Genomic DNA, 17,507 nt, shown 5'->3' with positions numbered 1-17,507 from the left:
GCCGGCTTAACGGCGTCGTTTTTGTTCGAACCAAGATTGAATGAGAAACCCGGTCACACCGAGCGCCATCAAAAAATAGGGAACGATCCGCGGGACTCCGCCCGCTTCTCCCATCGTCGTCAGAATCACTCCGCTCGCGAACGTCCCGAGCCAATAAATCTTTGGCATACCCTCACTCCTCTACAACTTTCCTCTACGTCTGCTACTCGACTAAGATTCAGCAGCTAACCCGCCTTGCAGCAACAGCTTGCGACTCATTATAACATTTCAGGCGACACGGGTATCCTCTCCCTAGACTGGTACGTGTACGGTTTAACGTCCGCGGACGGGGCGGACGCCGCCTATACGTTTCAAGTCAAGCGAACGGCGAACGACCGGTCCGCGTCACAACCTTCGCCCCATAAGAAAAGCGCCACGAACGTGGCGCTTACCGGTGAGCGTTTCTAGAATAGCGGACTTTCAACCGACCGAGAATTTCCCCGGCCGACCGTCCCATGCGGTACATGAATATAAACTAGAAAACGGACGTGGTTCAGAACGTGATTTCGGGGCGTACGTTCGTCTGAACAGCAATCAAGTCCTTGACGGGAATCTCGTCTCCACAATGACTCTGACTGCGTTTTGACGGATGTGGTTGAAATCAATCATGAACCTCATCGGGCCCACCTTTTTTTGAAACACCGAGTTGCCTAAACGTCTAGTCTCCCACCGATTCTCTTTTGTCTGCCCCTCACCCCTTACGCGAGGTCAGGTGGACGACAGCTTGAACGAGGAGAGTCGTCTAGTCAGCCGATGCTTCATCCAACATGTCTCTCATTTCACCGAGCCGGCCTCAGTTAAACAACGATGGAATCTTTGTTTCATCCGTTGCCCCCTTTCAGCTCAACACGTTGAATGAGGACTACACAGATACATTAACCGTTTTATCGATTGACGAATCCTTGTTCACCATTTCTCCAAAAATTAGTTATCGATATAGTGGTCGAGCGCATAGGCGACGCCGTCCGCTTCGACATCTTTCGTGATATGGGTACTGATGTCTTTCAACGGATCGACGGCGTTCCCCATCGCGATCCGTGTTTCCGCCACTTCAAACATCGAGATATCATTCAAGTTGTCACCGATGGCCACGATGTCTGATTGCGGGATGTTATGATGCTCCGCTAACTGCGTCAACGCCATCCCTTTGCTTGCGTTCGGATGACCGATTTCAATCTTCGTCCAGCCCGCCGTCGTGATTAAAATATCTGTCCGTGGTTCATACAATTTCCGGAGCTCATGCAGCTTGCGCCGGTCGAACGAATAGACGAACACTTTATACACTTCGTCGGCCTCGAAGTCGATGTCCTCAATCGCATCGACGTATGTCAACCCGAATTGTTCGTTTTGAATCTCGATCTCCCGCTCGCCCCACTCTCGTGTGAACGATTGATCATGTGGCAACACCTCGTCCAACTCACCCTTCAACAAATCGGTGCCCGATCGGAGCACTTTCACTCCGGCGTTCGTATAGAATTCAACGTACGCTCCGTGCTCGTGGGCCACATCCCACAACTCTTGCACGACATCTTTCGGGAGCGCATGGTAATAAATCCGCTCATTTTCATAGAAGGCGATTGCGCCGTTCCCTGACAAAATCGGGCACGACAAATCGCTCCGCTTCAACAGCTCCTCAATATCATGAATCGAACGTCCGGAAGAAATCGAGACTAAATCCCCTTTGGCCTGACGCCGGCGAATTGCCTCTTGGTTCGCCTCCGTGATGACACCTGTCCGAGATAATAGCGTCCCGTCTAAATCGATGGCAATTAGTTTCATGTCCTCTTCTCCTTTCACGTGGGTCTGATCACCCAATTCCCTCAGATTGACTCTCTCCATTTCATCATCACATATACACGCGCGAGAAGCACGTGCGAACCATGCCCGAACTGCGGTCATTCGTGTTGACACGCCATGCCCTGATTGCTACGCTTTTGTCAGCATGACACGCAAGTCAAAGGGGGAAATGATATGGCTCAAGATTTCACACGGGCGTACGCAGAAACACGCGACGCCAGCGACTCGCTCGCACCATACCGGGGAGAATTTTATTTGCCGCAAGACGGCATTTATATGGACGGTAACTCGCTCGGCCTGTTATCGAAACGGGCCGAACGGACGTTACTCGAATCACTGAGCGATTGGAAAGAGCTCGGGATTGATGGGTGGATGTCGGGACGCCACCCTTGGTTCAACTTATCGGAACAATTAGCCGCACTTAACGCCCCACTCGTCGGAGCCAGAGCCGAAGAAGTGATGGTCACCGGGTCGACGACGGTCAACTTGCACCAACTCGTCGCCTCATTCTTTAAACCCGAAGGCAAGCGGACGAAGATTTTAGCCGACACGCTCACCTTCCCATCTGACATCTACGCCTTGAAGAGTCAACTCGAGCTCCGTGGACTCGACCCGAGCGAACATTTGGTTCAAGTCTCGAGCCTGGACGGACGCTATTTGAAGGAAGAAGACATCATCGCAGCGATGACGGACGAGATCGCCTTGATCGTCTTGCCGACCGTCCTCTATCGCAGCGGACAAATTCTCGATATGGCCCGTCTCGCCAAGGCGGCGCATGAACGGGATATCTTGATCGGCTTTGACGCCTGCCATTCGGTCGGCGCCATCCCGCACGCATTCCACGACTGGGGCGTCGATTTTGCCTACTGGTGCAACTATAAACATTTGAACGGCGGACCGGGCAGTGTCGGCGGCCTGTTCGTCCATGAACGTCATTTCGGGACGACACCTGGCCTGGCCGGTTGGTTCGGTTCACGCAAAGATAAACAGTTCGATATGGATCACACGATGACGCCGGCCGATGACGCCGGAGCGTTCCAAATCGGGACACCGCACGTCTTGAGCCTGGCCCCGCAACTTGGTGCCCTCGAGATGTTCAACGAGGTCGGGATGGACGCCATCCGTGAGAAATCACTCGCTTTGACGACGTATATGACTGCATTAATTGATGAGGTGCTCGCCCCATACGGATTCGTCATCGGCAGCCCGCGCAACGAGACGCAACGCGGTGCCCATTTGAGCCTCGAGCATCCGGAGGCGGCCCGCATCTGTAAAGCGCTCAAACAGCATCGCGTCATTCCGGATTTCCGGGCCCCGAACATCATCCGACTCGCACCGGTCGCGCTCTACAACACGTTCACCGATGTGTATGATGTCGTGATGACGTTACAGACAATTATGGAAAACAAAGAATACGAGGCGTTCGAGAACGTCCGCGAAGTCGTGGCCTAAGGAGAATCGATATGAGTGAACGGATTGAACATAAAGTCGAGCAATCGATTCAGACAGACTTTTCAAAAGACATGTCATACGGTGACTATTTACAACTCGACCCGATTTTATCGAGTCAGCACCGCTTATCGGACCATCATGACGAGATGCTGTTCATCATCATCCATCAGACGAGTGAGCTCTGGATGAAATTGATTTTGCATGAACTGACGGCAGCCGTGACCGCCATCGAGACGGGAGAGCTCGAGCGTTCGTTCAAGATGCTCGCCCGCGTCTCGAAGATTCAACAACAGCTCATCCAGTCGTGGAGCGTCCTCGCGACGTTGACCCCGGCTGAATATTTGGAGTTCCGGGACAAGCTCGGTTCGTCTTCTGGTTTCCAATCGTATCAGAACCGCCAAATCGAGTTCGCGCTCGGCTTTAAGAACGCGCGCACACTCAGCGTGTACGCCCATGACGAGAAATTGTATCCGCTTCTCGAGTCGTCGCTACAGGCACCGAGCATCTATGACATGACCGTCCGCGAAATGCATCGCCGTGGTCTCGCCATCGATGACGCCGTGCTCAACCGTGACGTCACGAAAGACTGGGAATGGAACGAAAGCGTCGAAACGGCTTGGGCCGAGGTGTACCGGGACGTGGACAAGTATTGGGACTTGTATGAGCTCGGAGAGAAACTGCTCGATATCGGCAGCCAGCAACAGATGTGGCGCTTCAACCATATGAGCACGGTCGAGCGAATTATCGGTCAAAAGATGGGGACGGGTGGATCGTCCGGCGTCAACTATTTGCGACGCGTCCTCGACCATCGCTTCTTCCCTGAACTTTGGACCGTCCGGACAAAACTGTGAGGAGGACGAACACGATGACATGGATTGATGTTTCGCAACCGCTCGAAGATTCCATCACGACATGGCCAGGTGACACGGCGTTCCGTTACGAAATCGCTTGGCCGATGGCCGACAGCGGTTCGGTCAACGTCGGGAAAGTGACGATGAGCCTGCATACAGGCACGCACATCGATGCCCCGTTCCATTTCGACGACGCCGGACAGCGCGTCATCGACCTTGATCCCGGTCTCTATATCGGCCCGGCCCGAGTCATCCATCTCCCTGGCCGCGAACGGATCGAGGCGACAGACTTGGACGGCTTTGACTTGACCGGCGTCGAACGATTGATTTTAAAGACGGACGGCTGGCCGAATAAGCAGGAGTTCCCGAGCCATATCCCTGAACTCACACCTTCACTCGCCGACCGGCTTGGCGAACTTGGGATTTACTTGATCGGTCTCGATCTGCCGTCGGTCGACGCGATCGACAGTAAAGAGATGGCGGCGCATCATGCACTCGCCCGGAACGGGGTCCATATTCTCGAAGGACTCGTCCTCGACCATATCGCCCCTGGTGATTACGAATTGAACGCCGTGCCGCTCCCGATCGTCAAAGGAGATGGCAGTCCGGTGCGCGCGCTCTTGCGTTCGCTCGATTGAACAAACACCCCTTCGCTTGAAGGGGTGTTTTCACTCTTCCTGCATGACTTCACTCGAACTTTTACGATGATCAAACCGTTTCGAGATTTGCACTTTGTAAGCCATGTTCGCCTCATAGTCTGTCGAGAACACACCAGCGTACAACAGGTCGAGCAGACAATGAATCGAATCGTTCGTCGTGAAGCTCCCAATTTTCGAGTAGAGGCGCTCACGGGTCGTCAAACGGAGCGTGCAGTCGGCCTGATGCGAGATCGCGTTCTCTCCGAGACTCGTTAAGGCGAGCACCGGCACACGTTGTTTCTTTAAGTAAGGAATAAGCCCGACCGTATAATCACTTTCCCCCGTATAGGAAATCAGGAGCGCGCACGTCGTTTCGTCCGAGTTGGCCGCTTCGAACTCGGCGTCGAATTCGCAGAGACTGACTTGCTTGCCGATTCGGTTCATCTTTGACTTGAAGTCGTGACAGAGCAACAAATTATGGATGACAGAAAAGACTTTAATGTGCCGCGCCTCACATAACATCGTTACGGCCTGCTCGAACGCCTCGTGATCGAGCAACGACAGCGTATCCTCAATCGTCATCTGCTTGAGCGCCGCCAGCTTGTTCGCCACGACCATCAAGTTGTCCTTGGGTGAGAATGGCTCATTGGCATCGATATCCGAGAAGTGACGATTTAAATACTCGATTTCTTCCAAAAACTGTTCCTTCAACTCGAGCCAACCCGCAAACTCCAATTTCATGGCGATACGACTTAATATCGACGGGTGTGTATACGTCACCTCGGCGATTTGTTTCATCGTCTTGTCGTGGATTCGCTCCCGTTCGGCGAACAAATAGTCGATGACGGTCCGTTCCGATTTAGAGAACAGGTCTTGTTTCATTTTCTCGGTCAATAGCATGTCCGGTCTCCTCTCGTAAATTGAATTCACAAAAATAAGTATATATGTGTTTTATTTTGTAAACGCTTTCGGAGTTGTCTGTAAATCTATTGTGTTCATTTTTCTTTATTTTATACTGAAATGGACATGAGGAGTTGTATTCAGCCAGCAAATATATTTACACATCCAGAACTTTTTTTGTGAACAAATGAGGAGGAGATTGAAATGACAACCGGAATCAAGCTCGTCACCATCGGGGGCGGCAGCAGCTACACACCAGAATTGATGGAAGGGTTCATCAAGCGTTACGAAGAGTTACCCATCCGTGAGATTTGGCTCGTCGATATCGAAGCCGGCCAAGACAAACTCGACATCGTCGGACAGATGGCGCAGCGGATGTGGGACGCATCCCCTTATGACGTCAAAGTCCACTTGACGCTCGACCGTCGAGAAGCGTTACAAGACGCCGACTTCGTCACGACCCAGTTCCGTGTCGGTTTGCTCGACGCCCGAATCAAAGACGAACGAATCCCGCTCTCGTACGGTATGGTCGGCCAAGAGACGAACGGGGCCGGCGGCATCTTGAAGGCGTTCCGTACCATTCCGGTCATCCTTGATATCGTCGAAGACATGAAACAGCTCTGTCCGGACGCCTGGCTCGTCAACTTCACGAATCCGAGCGGAATGGTGACCGATGCGGTCATCCGTTACGGCAAATGGGACAAAGTCATCGGCCTGTGCAACGTGCCGGTCAATGCGATGATGGCAGAACCGGAACTAATCGGCAAGAAACCGGAAGAATTGATTTACTCGTTCGCCGGATTGAACCACTTCCACTGGCACCGGGTTCATGACGTCCATGGTCAAGACGTGACACGCGACATCATCGACAAGATGTATGATGGTGATTCCGGCATCCCCGCCAATATTCATGACATGCCGTTCTTCCAAGAACAACTGCAACAGATGAATTTGATTCCTTGCGGCTATCACCGATACTACTATCGTGCCGAAGAGATGCTCGCCCACATGCTCGAGGAATATCGGGACCCGTCCGTCGGCACGCGGGCTGAGCAAGTGAAGCAGACGGAAGCCGAGCTGTTCGAGCTCTATAAAGACCCGAACCTCGACCATAAACCGGAGCAACTGTCTAAACGCGGCGGTGCCCACTACTCGGATGCGGCGTGTGAGACGATCGCCTCGATTTACGCCAATAAGAACACACATATCGTCGTCTCGACGAAGAACAACGGGGCCGTCCCTGACCTCGCCCCGGACGATGTCGTCGAAGTATCGGCCTATATCGGTGCGACCGGTGCGAAACCAATCGCGTTCGGCGCGCTCGCCCCCGCTGAAAAAGGATGGCTCCAAGTTATGAAGAACATGGAGCTGTGCGTCGAAGAAGCGGCCGTGACCGGTGACTACGGACTCGCCCTTCAAGCGTTCATCATCAATCCGCTCATCCCGAGCGGCGAGACCGCGAAACGGGTGCTCGATGAACTGCTCATCGCCCACAAAGCGTACTTGCCGCAGTTCGCCGATAAAATCGCTGAACTCGAAGCGAGCGGCGTCACGATCAAAGACGAAGTCGTTCAAGCACTCCAACCCATTAAACAAGCATAAAAACAGCCGACGCACCTCGAATGCGTCGGCTGTTCATATTATTTAATCAATTCGAGGTCGACCGGGATGTTCTCTTCCACTGTCTCCCCTTTTAAATGGTTCACAGCAGCCTCGACACCGAGTTTTCCAATCTCCGTCGGTTTCTGCGCGACCGTCGCGGCCATCGTTCCGTCTTCGACCGCCTTGACGGCATCATCCGTCGCATCAAAGCCGATGACTTTGACATCGTTCAAGCCAGCACTGTTCAACGCTTGAACGGCACCGAGCGCCATCTCATCGTTATGAGCGAATACCGCGACGATGTCTTTATTGTCTTGTAGGATGTTCTCCATGACCGTCAACCCTTGGGCCCGGTCAAAGTTAGCCGACTGTTTGGCAACGACGTCAAGTTTTCCGTCAATCGCTTCGTTGAACCCTTGACCACGGTCACGCGTGGCTGACGCTCCTGGAATGCCTTCGAGCTCGACGACTTTCCCGCCTTCACCGACGAGTTCGACCATATATTCACCTGCGAGCTTCCCACCAGCGACGTTATCTGACGCCACGTGCGCGACCACGTCGCCTGACTCGGCGTTACGGTCGACTGTGATGACCGGGATGCCCGCATCGTTCGCACTTTGAACGGCTGCACCGACTGCTTCCGAATCCGTCGGGTTGATGAGAATCAAGTCCATCCCTTTTTGAATCATGTCTTCGACGTCGCTCACTTGTTTGGCTGCATCATTTTGCGCATCGGCCACCGTAAGTGTCGCATCTAGTTCAGTTGCTTGCTCTTCCGCACCGTCTTTCAACGCGACGAAGAACGGGTTGTTTAGTGTCGAAATCGAGAGCCCGATTTTGAAGTCCCCGTCTTTTGTCTCTTGCTCCGAACTTGTCCCCGGTTGTTCCGTCGAACAAGCTGCCATGACGACCATTGTCAATACGAGTAGCCAAGCTGTCCATTTTTTCATCTTCTGTTTTCCCCTTTCGATGATTAAGCGTTTTGTTTCCGATCAAGTAATACCGCGAACAAAATGACGGCACCTTTCACGACAAGTTGGAAGAACGATGAGACGCCAAGAAGGTTCAAGCCGTTGTTCAACGTTCCGATAATGAGCGCCCCAATGAGCGTCCCGACAATCCAGCCTCGTCCACCCGCAAGACTCGTTCCCCCGAGAACGACCGCTGCGATGGCGTCAAGTTCATAAGACGTCCCGGCCGTCGGTTGGGCCGAGTTGAGACGCGATGTTAAAATGATGCCGGCGAGCGCCGCTAACGTACCCGACAACGAGTAAATCAAGACTTTGACTTTATTGACCCCGATGCCCATCAGTTTGGCGGCTTCCTCGTTGCCGCCAATCGCGTACGTATGACGACCGAACGTCGTCTTTTTCAAAATGAAGTACAACACACCGAAAGCGATTAACATCGTCACGGCTGGCACCGGGATGATCCAGAAGTAACCGCGTCCGAGCAGTTCGAACCACGTCGAGTCGCCTAACCCGGTAATCGGACGACCGTCCGTATAGACGAGCGTCAACCCCCGGTAAATCGTCATCGTCGCGAGCGTCGCAATGAACGGTGCGACTTTCCCGTATGTGATGACGGCGCCGTTGAACGCACCGAGCACAGCACCGGCGATCAATCCGAGGGCGATGGCCATGACCGCATGTTGTCCATCGACCATCATGCCGGCGACGAACGCCGAAGACAAGGCGAGAATCGAACCAACCGATAAGTCGATACCGCCTGTCAAAATGACGAACGTCATCCCGAACGCAATCAAGGCGTTGATGGACACTTGGCGTAGGACGTTAAAGATGTTGTTCAACGAGAGAAAACCTGGTTCGAGCGCTGTCACCACAACGATGATGGCGAGCAATCCGAATAACGGTCCGAGTTTTTGTCCCCAACCGAGCTTTTGCGGTCGACCTAATGCAGTCGCTGCTTTCAATTCCATATCATTGTCCTCCTGTCGCATATGTCATGACTTTTTCTTGCGTCGCCTCGTCTTTTGCCAACGTTCCGGTGACGACACCTTCTCGCATGACGACAATCCGATCGCTCATCCCGAGTACCTCGGGTAAATCCGACGACACCATGATGATGGCGACGCCCGACTCAGCAAGCTCACTCATGATTGTATAAATCTCTTTTTTCGCCCCGACATCGACACCACGCGTCGGTTCATCAAGAATCAAGACGTCCGGCTCGGCGCCGAGCCATTTGCCGAGGACGATTTTTTGTTGATTCCCGCCCGAGAGCGACTTCACTTTCTGCTCCATCGAATGATGTTTGACGCGCAGCTTTTTCAAATAACCGTCCGCGAACTGTTCTTCCGCTTGCCTTGAGATGATGGTCCCCTTCGCTCGTTTCTCGAGCGTCGGCAGCGATAAGTTCTCACGTAACGTGAAATCGAGCAATAACCCTTCGCCTTTTCGGTCTTCCGTCAAGAAGGCGATACCGTGTCGGATGGCGTCGGCCGGTTGCTTGATTCGGATTTCGGTTCCGTTCAGCTTGACGATGCCTGCTTTGGCTCGGTCGGCTCCGAATAAGGCACGCATCACTTCGGTGCGTCCAGCTCCCATGAGTCCCGAGAAACCGACAATTTCACCGGCCCGGACATCAAACGAGACATTGTGGAACCGGTTACCTATCAATCCATCGACTTCAAGTACGACGTCACCAATCGTAGCGTTCCGATCCGGATAGCGTTCCCCAATCTCTCGCCCGACCATCTCTTTAACGATTTCTTCGAACGATGTCTCATTGATGCGGTGTGTCCCAATCGACACACCGTCGCGGAGGACCGTGATGCGGTCGCATAGTTCAAAAATCTCTTCCATCCGGTGCGAGATATAGATGATCGACACGCCTTGGTCACGTAATGCCCGAGATACCGAGAACAGCGCTCGAATCTCGCGGTCGGTGAGTGCGGCGGTTGGTTCGTCCATGACGATGACTTTCGCATCCGTCATGAGCGCTTTGGCGATCTCAATCATCTGCTGTTGTCCGACAGATAATTGTTTGGCAAGCTGATCGACTTCCATGAACACGTTCAACTCGGCCAAATACTCCCTCGCCCGACGCTTCATCTCTTGCTGCTTGATGACACCGAACGGACCGGTCAATTCCCGTCCGAGAAACAAGTTTTCCATCACGGTCAGCTCCGGTAGTATGTTCAACTCTTGATGGATGAACGCGATACCGGCTCGCTCGGCTTCTTTTGGATGTTTGAACTGCCGAACAGCTCCATCGATGACGACTTCCCCTTCATCGAGCGGATGCAGCCCGGTCATCACTTTCATGAGTGTCGATTTACCGGCCCCGTTTTCTCCCATCAACGCATGAATTTCGCCGGGTAACAATTCGAAGTCGACGCCTTTCAATACACTGACCGGACCAAACGACTTATGGATGCGCTTCAACTGGATGTGCATCGAACCCCTCCTTAAAATATGACGCCGGCATGTAAAATGACGTTCGCATACGGAGTCGCTTCCCCTGTCCGGATGACGACTTTCGCCTGTTCGACCTCACGCTTGAACGCTTCATGTGAACAAGTTTTAACCGTGTCAAATCGATCGGTCAACGCTTTTGCGATCGGCTCGTTCTCCGTGAACACCTCATCGGCTACGGTAATCTGTTCGATGACCATGTCCGCCTCGACCGCATCTAATACATCGAGGAACGACGGTTCACCGAGACGAAGCGCCAAATCGACTCGCGCCACGCCGTTTGGAATCGGTAGTCCACAGTCCGCGATGACGACCGTGTCCGTATGACCCAAGTCCGCAAAGATTTTGGTCAAATGGCTATTCAAAATCCCATGTTTCTTCATCACACTCGCTCCAATCGTCTCATGACGTCATTTCGGTTCGGCATGCCGCCTTGTGCCCCGAACCCTTCCACGCTCAATCCTGAAGCGACGACAGCGAAGCGTACCGCTTCACGTAACTCGCTTCCTTCCATCAGGGCGGCTGCGAGGGCCCCGTTGAACGTATCCCCTGCCCCCGTCGTATCGACGACATCGGCTTGAATGGCTGGAACGTGCTGAATCGTCTCGCCATCAAAGAAGCGGACACCGTTGACCCCTTCGGTCACAATCAGTTTGTTCGGATAGCGGCGCAGTACCTCATCAAGCGAGACATCTCCGAACAAATCTCGGCACTCATGCTCGTTGGGCGTCACGTAGGTCACATGCTCGAGCAGTTCATCCGTGAGCGGTTGTGACGGAGCCGGATTTAACAGCACCGGGATTTGGCGGGCGCGACAGTATGCACTCACGTGTTCGACCGTCGCAATCGGAATCTCGAGCTGGAGCAAGACGAGCGACTCGTCATCAATCAACTGTTCGAGCTCGGCTTCCGTGAAGACGACCTGTTTGTTCGCCGATTGGACGACGACAATCGAGTTGTCGCCTTCGGCGAGCACGATATGCGCCGTCCCGGTCACTTCGCCGTCAATCGTCCGCAGCTGTTGGGTCCCGACTTCATTCTGTTCAAAGTTTTGGCGGATACGTTGCCCGAACTCATCGGAACCGACGCATCCGACCATCTCGACTCGTCCTCCGAGTCGAGCGGCGGCGACCGCTTGGTTGGCTCCCTTTCCTCCGGGCACCGTCTGAAACGCCTGTCCGATGACGGTCTCCCCTGCCTGCGGACGTTTGTCTGTCGTGACCACTAAATCCATCGATACACTACCGATGACCACAATTCGCTTCATGTGTCATGCCCCTTTCGGATCGTCGTCTGTCGCTCCGTCAACGTGACGGGCAACAAGATTTCTTTCGTAACGGTCTCCTTCTTCTCAATCAAATCAAGGAGTCGCTCGGTCGCACGTCGTCCCATCTCATAGATGGGTTGCGAGATCGTCGTGAGCGGCGGCGATGTCATCTCACCGAGCTCGATGCCATCGTAGCCGATGACTTGCAAATCTTGCGGCACACGCACATTCCGACGCACCGCTTCCTGCAACACCGCGGCCGCGATGACGTCATTGGCGGCGAACAATCCATCGAACGGCCAATGCTCATCAAACAGCGTTTGCGCCGCCGTGAGCGCTTCTTTGAACGTGAAACTCGAATGCGTCATGCCGACGAGACGATCTCCCGCGACGTCAAGGAACCCATCCGTCCGTCGCTTCACCGTCTGCAGCTGTTCAGGTCCGCCGATATGAGCGAGCCTTGTCGCACCACAATTCAACAGCGTCTCCGCCGCCAGGCGACCGCCTTCATACCCGTCTGAGATGACGGCGTCAATGCCAGACTTGACGATTCGGTCGAGCGCGACCATCGGCAACTCTAACTTTTCGTAGTTCGGGTTGTCTGAATGGTTCGTCGTGATGATCAGACCGTCGACATGCATCGTCTGAAGCGCGACCAAGTACGACTGTTCTTTCGCCAGTTGCTCGTCCGTGTTGCACAAGACGACTTGATAGCCGTGTTGATTGGCCACGTCTTCAATCGCGCGGGCCAACTGCGGGAAGAACGGGTTGGTGATGTCTGGCATAATCAATCCGATTAGCCCGGACGTTTTGGTGAATAACGAACGAGCCACCCGGTTTGGGGCGTATTCGAGCTCGGCGATGGCCCGTTCCACGGCTTCCCTCGCTTCAGCGCTCACATAGCCGTTATTGTTCATGACACGAGACACGGTTGCGACAGAAACGTTCGCCCGTTTGGCCACTTGTTTGATTGTTGCCATCTCGTCCCCTCCTTTTGGTAACGCTTACAAACACATCATAATGTGTAACCGGTTACATATCAAGTGTTAATTTTCCGGCATCAAAAAAACGTCGGGCTCATCATTGAGCCCGGCGTTCCTCATACTCGTCTTTCGTCACGACGTAGATGAGGCTCTGCACAGTGCGCCCATCTAAGCGCGTCAACTGTTGGGATGTCGTGAACACGTATGTGAATCCTGTCTTTTCGACGACACGGCGCGACTGGTCGTTGAAGTCGAAATGACCGCACCAGATGCGCTCGAGGTCGAGGTCGTCAAAACCGTGACGCATCACTTCATGAACGGCCTCCGGGATGTACCCTTGCCCCCAATGGTCCGGGCTGAGGACATACCCGATCTCGCGTTGCCGGTCATGTTGAATCTCAGGGTCCGGCCGGCGGTCGTGCAACCCGAGACTGCCGATGATTTCACCCGTCTCTTTTAACGTGATGGCCCAGACGTCTTGGTCTTGTTGGAACAGCCGGATGACGTCACGCGTCTCCTCGACCGATTGGTGCGGCGCCCATCCTGCTTTTGGTCCGACCCGCTCGTCTTGCGCGTATCGAAACATCTGTTCAGCGTCCTCGAGTTGAAACGCCCGCAACTGGAGCCGGTCTGTATCAAGTTGAATCATCTTGTTCTTCCTTTCTGTCGTTTCCCTCGGATTCGTTCCGGGAATGAGTCCATGAGGAGGGATGACGATGCCGTTTGATTATGATTTAGATTTTGAAACGATTGATTTCCGTAAACAACCGGAGCTGTATCGAGTCGGACGAGGTGAACAAGGCGTCCTACTCGTCGAACCGTATAAAAGTGAGATTCTCCCCCATTGGCGTTTCAAGACGCCAGACATCGCCAAACAGTCCGCTGATGAGATTATGGAGCTGTTCGAAAAATACCGGGCCAACGATGATTTCGTCGGAATGGATATGGCCCGCAAATTCATCCAGATGGGCTATACCCGGGCGAGACGTTACGCCAACTATAAAGGCGGACGAAAATATAAGGACGACGGCGACATCCACGACCGACAAATCGATGAAGAAAAGGCGGAATCGGCCCGCATCTTCAAGGAACGATGGGACCAACTTCGAGCAGATGAAGACTATTTGAAGCGAAAGAAAGCCCACCAGAAACAGTACGGATGATTACCGGGTCATGACGAGAAAACGGGTCGACCCTTTTTCAAACGAAGTGACCTGTTGAAATCCTAGCCGCTCATAGAGATGGATCGCCCGCTCGTTGAACGCGGCCACCGTCAACCGGAGCGGTTTGCCTTCGCGCGCCGCTTCTTGCATCACCAACTGGACGAACGTACGGCCGTTTCCCTTCCCCGTTCGGTCCGGATGCATGCCGAGCCCGAGGTCGATGTATGTGTCATCGTAGACATATGTATCGTTCGGCACTTGTGCGTATCGGCCGAGACAGTAAAAACCGATCAGTGTACCGTCATGGACGGCCTGATAGGCCATCAGTTCATCCAGCCCTTCCGCTGAAGCTTCTTGATTATAAAAGTCATATGGCGACTCATACGTCCACGCTTGAATCGCGTGGGCGTCTTGTCGCGTCATCGAGCGAATATCCATGACAGCCTCCTTTCTCATGTCTCTTTTTGTTCGTGCTCGTCGGCAAACATTCCTGTCTGCATCAAAAAAAGGATGGGTCGCCCCATCCTCACTTCCGTGTCCACGTCGCCGTGATGTCGACGTCGGCCGCATGCATCAAATTATGGATCGGACAACGAGCTTCGACGCCTTTCTGGAGCGCCGCAATCCGTTCATCCGATTCGGTCGTATCGAGGACGATGTTGACGTGTACTTTCTCAAAATACGTCCGTACTCCTTCAACGCCTTGGAAGCCGCGCGGGTCGAGCGTTCCTTCAGTTACGAACGTCACTCCGTCGTAGTTGAAATCTTGATCTTGCGCCACGTAGGCAATCATGATTGTCGTACACGACGACAACGCCCCGAGCAAATATTCGAGCGGATTCGGACCGGCGTCCGTTCCGCCGAGACGTTCCGGCTCATCGACGACGAACGGCTCGAGGTCACGCACGTGCACCGTCGTCTTCACACTCGTCGCTTCCCCTTCGGCGCGCATCGTCACTAACGGTTTTTCAGTCATATCGTCTCCTCCTCTATCAAGGTACCATCTTCATTCTCGTTCCCGTTATTTCGGTCCGTGTAACACCTCGTCATAAATCGCATAGTCGTTTTTACCGTGTTGCTTGATTTGATACATCGCCTGATCGGCTTTGTGAATAAGCGTGTCTAAATCTGACCCTTGACCCGGTGCGACGCTGACCCCGATGCTCGCTCGAATCGGAATCGTCTCCCGTCCGAGTCGGAACGGCCGCTCGGCCAATTCGGATTGCAATCGTTCGACGAACGCGACGATCTCGTCTGCTTCGACATCCGTCAAATACATATAAAACTCATCACCGCCAACCCGCGAGGCGAGACCCGTTTCCGGCGTCACCGTTTCGAGCAGGACACCGAGATGAACGAGGAAATCATCACCGACCTGGTGGCCGTACGTATCATTGATACCTTTAAAACCATCGAGGTCGAGAATGACGAGCGCGAGCGTATCCGCTTGCAGTAACGCCTGATCGGCCTGTTCATAAAACGCGCGACGGTTCGCGAGTTTCGTGAGCGGGTCGTGATAGGCGAAGAAGCGAATCGATTGCTCGGCTTCTTTGAACGTATGGACGTCCCGAATCAAAATCATGCCATGAATCTTCTGGTCGATATAGACGAAGTCCCCGTCGATGACGACGTACCGCTCTTGTCCTGATTTTGTCTGAATCTTCGTCTCGAACTCGAGAAACTTCTTTTGCGCATTAAAATGTTGAGCGTAGTGTTCACACCATTCGTCCCGCTTTTTCTCGGGCAATAAATCGATGAAACGCTCATTGACGACTCGGACGGTATGGAACAACATACGCGCAGCCGGGTTCGCACTCTCGATGCGACCGGTGTCGTCGACGAGGAGAATTGCCGATGGATTCAAGTTGTAGAGGGTACCGTATCGTTTCGCATAAGACGCGAGGAAATCGAGTCGGTTCATCGCCACGACGAGGGCGACCGTCCAGACGAGGCCCCCATACATATACGCATACGGTGGCATGATGCCACGGAACTGGAAATAGCCGAAGACGATGTCCCAGATGAGGACGGCGACAGCGGTCCAAATGAGCATGCGCAGGACACGTTGATGCTCGGTCCGATCGGCGCGTTTGAGTGCATAGACGAGTAACAGGATGATGAGAAAATGGAACACGTTGCCGACGGTCATCGTCGTCAAATACGATGCGTTGAACTCAGGATAAATCCAGACGCCGACTTGGTCGAACCGCTGACTGTTCAAAATGTTCTCTTGGCGGATGAACGTCAACGCGACCGGCACGAGCGGCAAATAGATGACATACGGATACATCCATTTCGGCAGTTTCGCCCCGACTCCCGTCACTTTGACGATGAAGTGGACGGAACACACAAAAATCAAAATGCCAGCGTTGCCGAACCAATAGGTGACGAAGGCGGGACTGGCTTCAATTGGGGACAGATGTCGTCCAAACTCGGCCAAGAACAACATCGCGTAGCCAAATACGAACAGGCTGAGCAGTCGATGCTCGACTTGGCGAGGGTTCCGGAGCAAAACATCAAGGGCAAGGTGGCTCAATAAGAAAGCCGGAAGTAAATAAACGGCCATATAGAGAAATAGTGTGGTCACGGATAGACCCCTTTCTTCAAACAAATCCATCTCTTACTTTCTCTATCGGTCGAAGCGAATCCTTTCTCGAGTGCGCGGACACATCCATACAAAAAGCGAGCGGAACCAAGTCCGCTCGCAGTCGTCATCTCTTTTTATAACGTGTCTTCGATTGCCGTGTCGCCTTTGACGAGGTCAATCGCTTGATTGTAGGCCGCGTCATGACCGATGAGGTGGGCCAAGAAGGCCGCCACGTCTGCACGTGGAATCTCACCCGTTGAGACGTCGCCCGTCTTCACTTTGCCCGTGCCAGCGTCGTCCGTGAGGGCGCCCGGACGAACGATCGTATACGTCAGTCCGCTCTCCTCGAGCAAACGATCGGCATGATGCTTCGCGACATAGTATGGTTTCATCTCTTCCGGCCATGCCGAACGATCTTCCGCCTTCAAGGCGCTGACCATGACGAACTGTTTTACATTCCCGTTCGCCTGAGCCGCCTCGACACTTTTCGCCGCGCCGTCAAGATCGATTAACAGCGTCTTGTCGGCTCCGGTACTACCGCCCGAACCGGCCGCAAAGATGACCACGTCCATCCCAGACATCGCCTGTTCAAGTGACGACACGTCACCTTCGAGGTCGCCTAATACGGCTTGATAGCCTTTCGATGTAAAGTCGTCGAGTTGCTCTTGTTTCCGCACCATCGCCGTGACTTGATGCTTCCCTTCCTCGTGCAATCGTTCGACGAGCTGTTTTCCAATCTGTCCATTCGCGCCTATTACAAATACGTTCATCTGTCTTCCTCCTCAAGTTGA

General features: G+C 53.6%; 20 protein-coding genes. 6 read left to right on the top strand and 14 right to left on the bottom strand.

Features of this window, described 5'->3' with window-relative positions:
- Nucleotides 1-6: 6 nt before the first annotated feature.
- Nucleotides 7-168, bottom strand: a complete 162-nt coding sequence (locus KNP71_RS09985) for a hypothetical protein (protein WP_214830618.1) — start codon at nucleotides 166-168, stop codon at nucleotides 7-9.
- 66 nt (nucleotides 169-234) lie between these two features.
- Here KNP71_RS09985 and KNP71_RS09980 point away from each other — a divergent pair, with 66 nt between their 5' ends.
- Nucleotides 235-447, top strand: coding sequence for a hypothetical protein (locus tag KNP71_RS09980; RefSeq protein ID WP_214830616.1), 213 nt, complete (start codon nucleotides 235-237; stop codon nucleotides 445-447).
- Between the two features lie 516 nt (nucleotides 448-963).
- On the opposite strand, the gene KNP71_RS09975 is transcribed toward KNP71_RS09980, so the two are convergent.
- Nucleotides 964-1,818, bottom strand: coding sequence for an HAD family hydrolase (locus KNP71_RS09975; protein ID WP_214830614.1), 855 nt, complete (start codon nucleotides 1,816-1,818; stop codon nucleotides 964-966).
- A 192-nt stretch (nucleotides 1,819-2,010) separates the two neighbouring features.
- On the opposite strand from KNP71_RS09975, the gene kynU reads away from it, so the two are divergent.
- Genes kynU through kynB form a run of 3 tightly spaced genes read left to right on the top strand, consistent with a single transcriptional unit; the run spans nucleotide 2,011 to nucleotide 4,777 of the window.
- Nucleotides 2,011-3,288 carry a kynureninase gene (gene kynU, locus KNP71_RS09970; protein ID WP_214830612.1) on the top strand — a complete coding sequence of 426 codons (1,278 nt, stop codon included), beginning with the start codon at nucleotides 2,011-2,013 and terminating at the stop codon, nucleotides 3,286-3,288.
- An 11-nt stretch (nucleotides 3,289-3,299) separates the two neighbouring features.
- Nucleotides 3,300-4,139 carry a tryptophan 2,3-dioxygenase gene (kynA, locus tag KNP71_RS09965; protein WP_214830610.1) on the top strand — a complete coding sequence of 280 codons (840 nt, stop codon included), beginning with the start codon at nucleotides 3,300-3,302 and terminating at the stop codon, nucleotides 4,137-4,139.
- 14 nt (nucleotides 4,140-4,153) lie between these two features.
- Nucleotides 4,154-4,777, top strand: a complete 624-nt coding sequence (kynB, locus tag KNP71_RS09960) for an arylformamidase (RefSeq protein ID WP_021065946.1) — start codon at nucleotides 4,154-4,156, stop codon at nucleotides 4,775-4,777.
- A gap of 30 nt (nucleotides 4,778-4,807) precedes the next feature.
- Here kynB and KNP71_RS09955 read toward each other — a convergent pair whose 3' ends face one another.
- A complete protein-coding gene (locus tag KNP71_RS09955) occupies nucleotides 4,808-5,677 on the bottom strand; it encodes a MurR/RpiR family transcriptional regulator (protein ID WP_214830608.1) in 870 nt (289 codons plus the stop codon).
- A gap of 204 nt (nucleotides 5,678-5,881) precedes the next feature.
- On the opposite strand from KNP71_RS09955, the gene KNP71_RS09950 reads away from it, so the two are divergent.
- On the top strand, nucleotides 5,882-7,279 hold the full coding sequence (locus tag KNP71_RS09950) for a 6-phospho-beta-glucosidase (RefSeq protein ID WP_214830606.1): 1,398 nt from the start codon (nucleotides 5,882-5,884) through the stop codon (nucleotides 7,277-7,279).
- A 38-nt stretch (nucleotides 7,280-7,317) separates the two neighbouring features.
- Here KNP71_RS09950 and rbsB read toward each other — a convergent pair whose 3' ends face one another.
- The 7 genes from rbsB to KNP71_RS09915 form a co-directional block, all read right to left on the bottom strand.
- A complete protein-coding gene (rbsB, locus tag KNP71_RS09945) occupies nucleotides 7,318-8,229 on the bottom strand; it encodes a ribose ABC transporter substrate-binding protein RbsB (protein ID WP_021065943.1) in 912 nt (303 codons plus the stop codon).
- A 23-nt stretch (nucleotides 8,230-8,252) separates the two neighbouring features.
- Nucleotides 8,253-9,218, bottom strand: coding sequence for an ABC transporter permease subunit (locus tag KNP71_RS09940; RefSeq protein WP_021065942.1), 966 nt, complete (start codon nucleotides 9,216-9,218; stop codon nucleotides 8,253-8,255).
- A 1-nt stretch (nucleotide 9,219) separates the two neighbouring features.
- Nucleotides 9,220-10,698, bottom strand: a complete 1,479-nt coding sequence (locus tag KNP71_RS09935) for a sugar ABC transporter ATP-binding protein (protein ID WP_021065941.1) — start codon at nucleotides 10,696-10,698, stop codon at nucleotides 9,220-9,222.
- 11 nt (nucleotides 10,699-10,709) lie between these two features.
- On the bottom strand, nucleotides 10,710-11,099 hold the full coding sequence (gene rbsD / locus KNP71_RS09930; RefSeq protein ID WP_021065940.1) for a D-ribose pyranase: 390 nt from the start codon (nucleotides 11,097-11,099) through the stop codon (nucleotides 10,710-10,712).
- A complete protein-coding gene (gene rbsK / locus KNP71_RS09925) occupies nucleotides 11,099-11,983 on the bottom strand; it encodes a ribokinase (RefSeq protein ID WP_021065939.1) in 885 nt (294 codons plus the stop codon). Before rbsK ends, rbsD begins: the two co-directional genes overlap by 1 nt.
- Nucleotides 11,980-12,963: a LacI family DNA-binding transcriptional regulator gene (locus KNP71_RS09920; protein ID WP_021065938.1), complete on the bottom strand. Its 984-nt coding sequence runs from the start codon at nucleotides 12,961-12,963 to the stop codon at nucleotides 11,980-11,982. Before KNP71_RS09920 ends, rbsK begins: the two co-directional genes overlap by 4 nt.
- Before the next feature lie 100 nt (nucleotides 12,964-13,063).
- Complete coding sequence (locus tag KNP71_RS09915) at nucleotides 13,064-13,615, bottom strand: GNAT family N-acetyltransferase (protein ID WP_214830604.1); 552 nt, start codon at nucleotides 13,613-13,615, stop codon at nucleotides 13,064-13,066.
- A gap of 67 nt (nucleotides 13,616-13,682) precedes the next feature.
- Between KNP71_RS09915 and KNP71_RS09910 the strand changes: the two genes are divergently transcribed.
- Nucleotides 13,683-14,129, top strand: coding sequence for a DUF4385 domain-containing protein (locus KNP71_RS09910; RefSeq protein WP_021065936.1), 447 nt, complete (start codon nucleotides 13,683-13,685; stop codon nucleotides 14,127-14,129).
- Here the strand turns inward: KNP71_RS09910 and KNP71_RS09905 are convergent, their stop codons facing one another.
- The 4 genes from KNP71_RS09905 to KNP71_RS09890 form a co-directional block, all read right to left on the bottom strand.
- Nucleotides 14,130-14,567, bottom strand: a complete 438-nt coding sequence (locus KNP71_RS09905; protein WP_214830603.1) for a GNAT family N-acetyltransferase — start codon at nucleotides 14,565-14,567, stop codon at nucleotides 14,130-14,132. It abuts the gene before it with no gap.
- Nucleotides 14,568-14,655: 88 nt separating this feature from the next.
- Entirely contained in the window at nucleotides 14,656-15,105 is a 450-nt protein-coding gene (locus KNP71_RS09900; protein ID WP_021065934.1) for an OsmC family protein, read from the bottom strand.
- A 45-nt stretch (nucleotides 15,106-15,150) separates the two neighbouring features.
- Nucleotides 15,151-16,716: a diguanylate cyclase domain-containing protein gene (locus KNP71_RS09895; protein ID WP_021065933.1), complete on the bottom strand. Its 1,566-nt coding sequence runs from the start codon at nucleotides 16,714-16,716 to the stop codon at nucleotides 15,151-15,153.
- A gap of 134 nt (nucleotides 16,717-16,850) precedes the next feature.
- On the bottom strand, nucleotides 16,851-17,486 hold the full coding sequence (locus KNP71_RS09890) for an SDR family oxidoreductase (RefSeq protein WP_214830602.1): 636 nt from the start codon (nucleotides 17,484-17,486) through the stop codon (nucleotides 16,851-16,853).
- Between the last annotated feature and the right edge of the window lie 21 nt (nucleotides 17,487-17,507).

It is taken from the genome of Exiguobacterium sp. s56 (assembly GCF_018618255.1).
Lineage (GTDB): Bacteria > Bacillota > Bacilli > Exiguobacteriales > Exiguobacteriaceae > Exiguobacterium > Exiguobacterium chiriqhucha.
The sequence above is the reverse complement of the archived record's forward strand: the minus strand, read 5'-3'. Positions and strand labels throughout refer to the sequence as shown.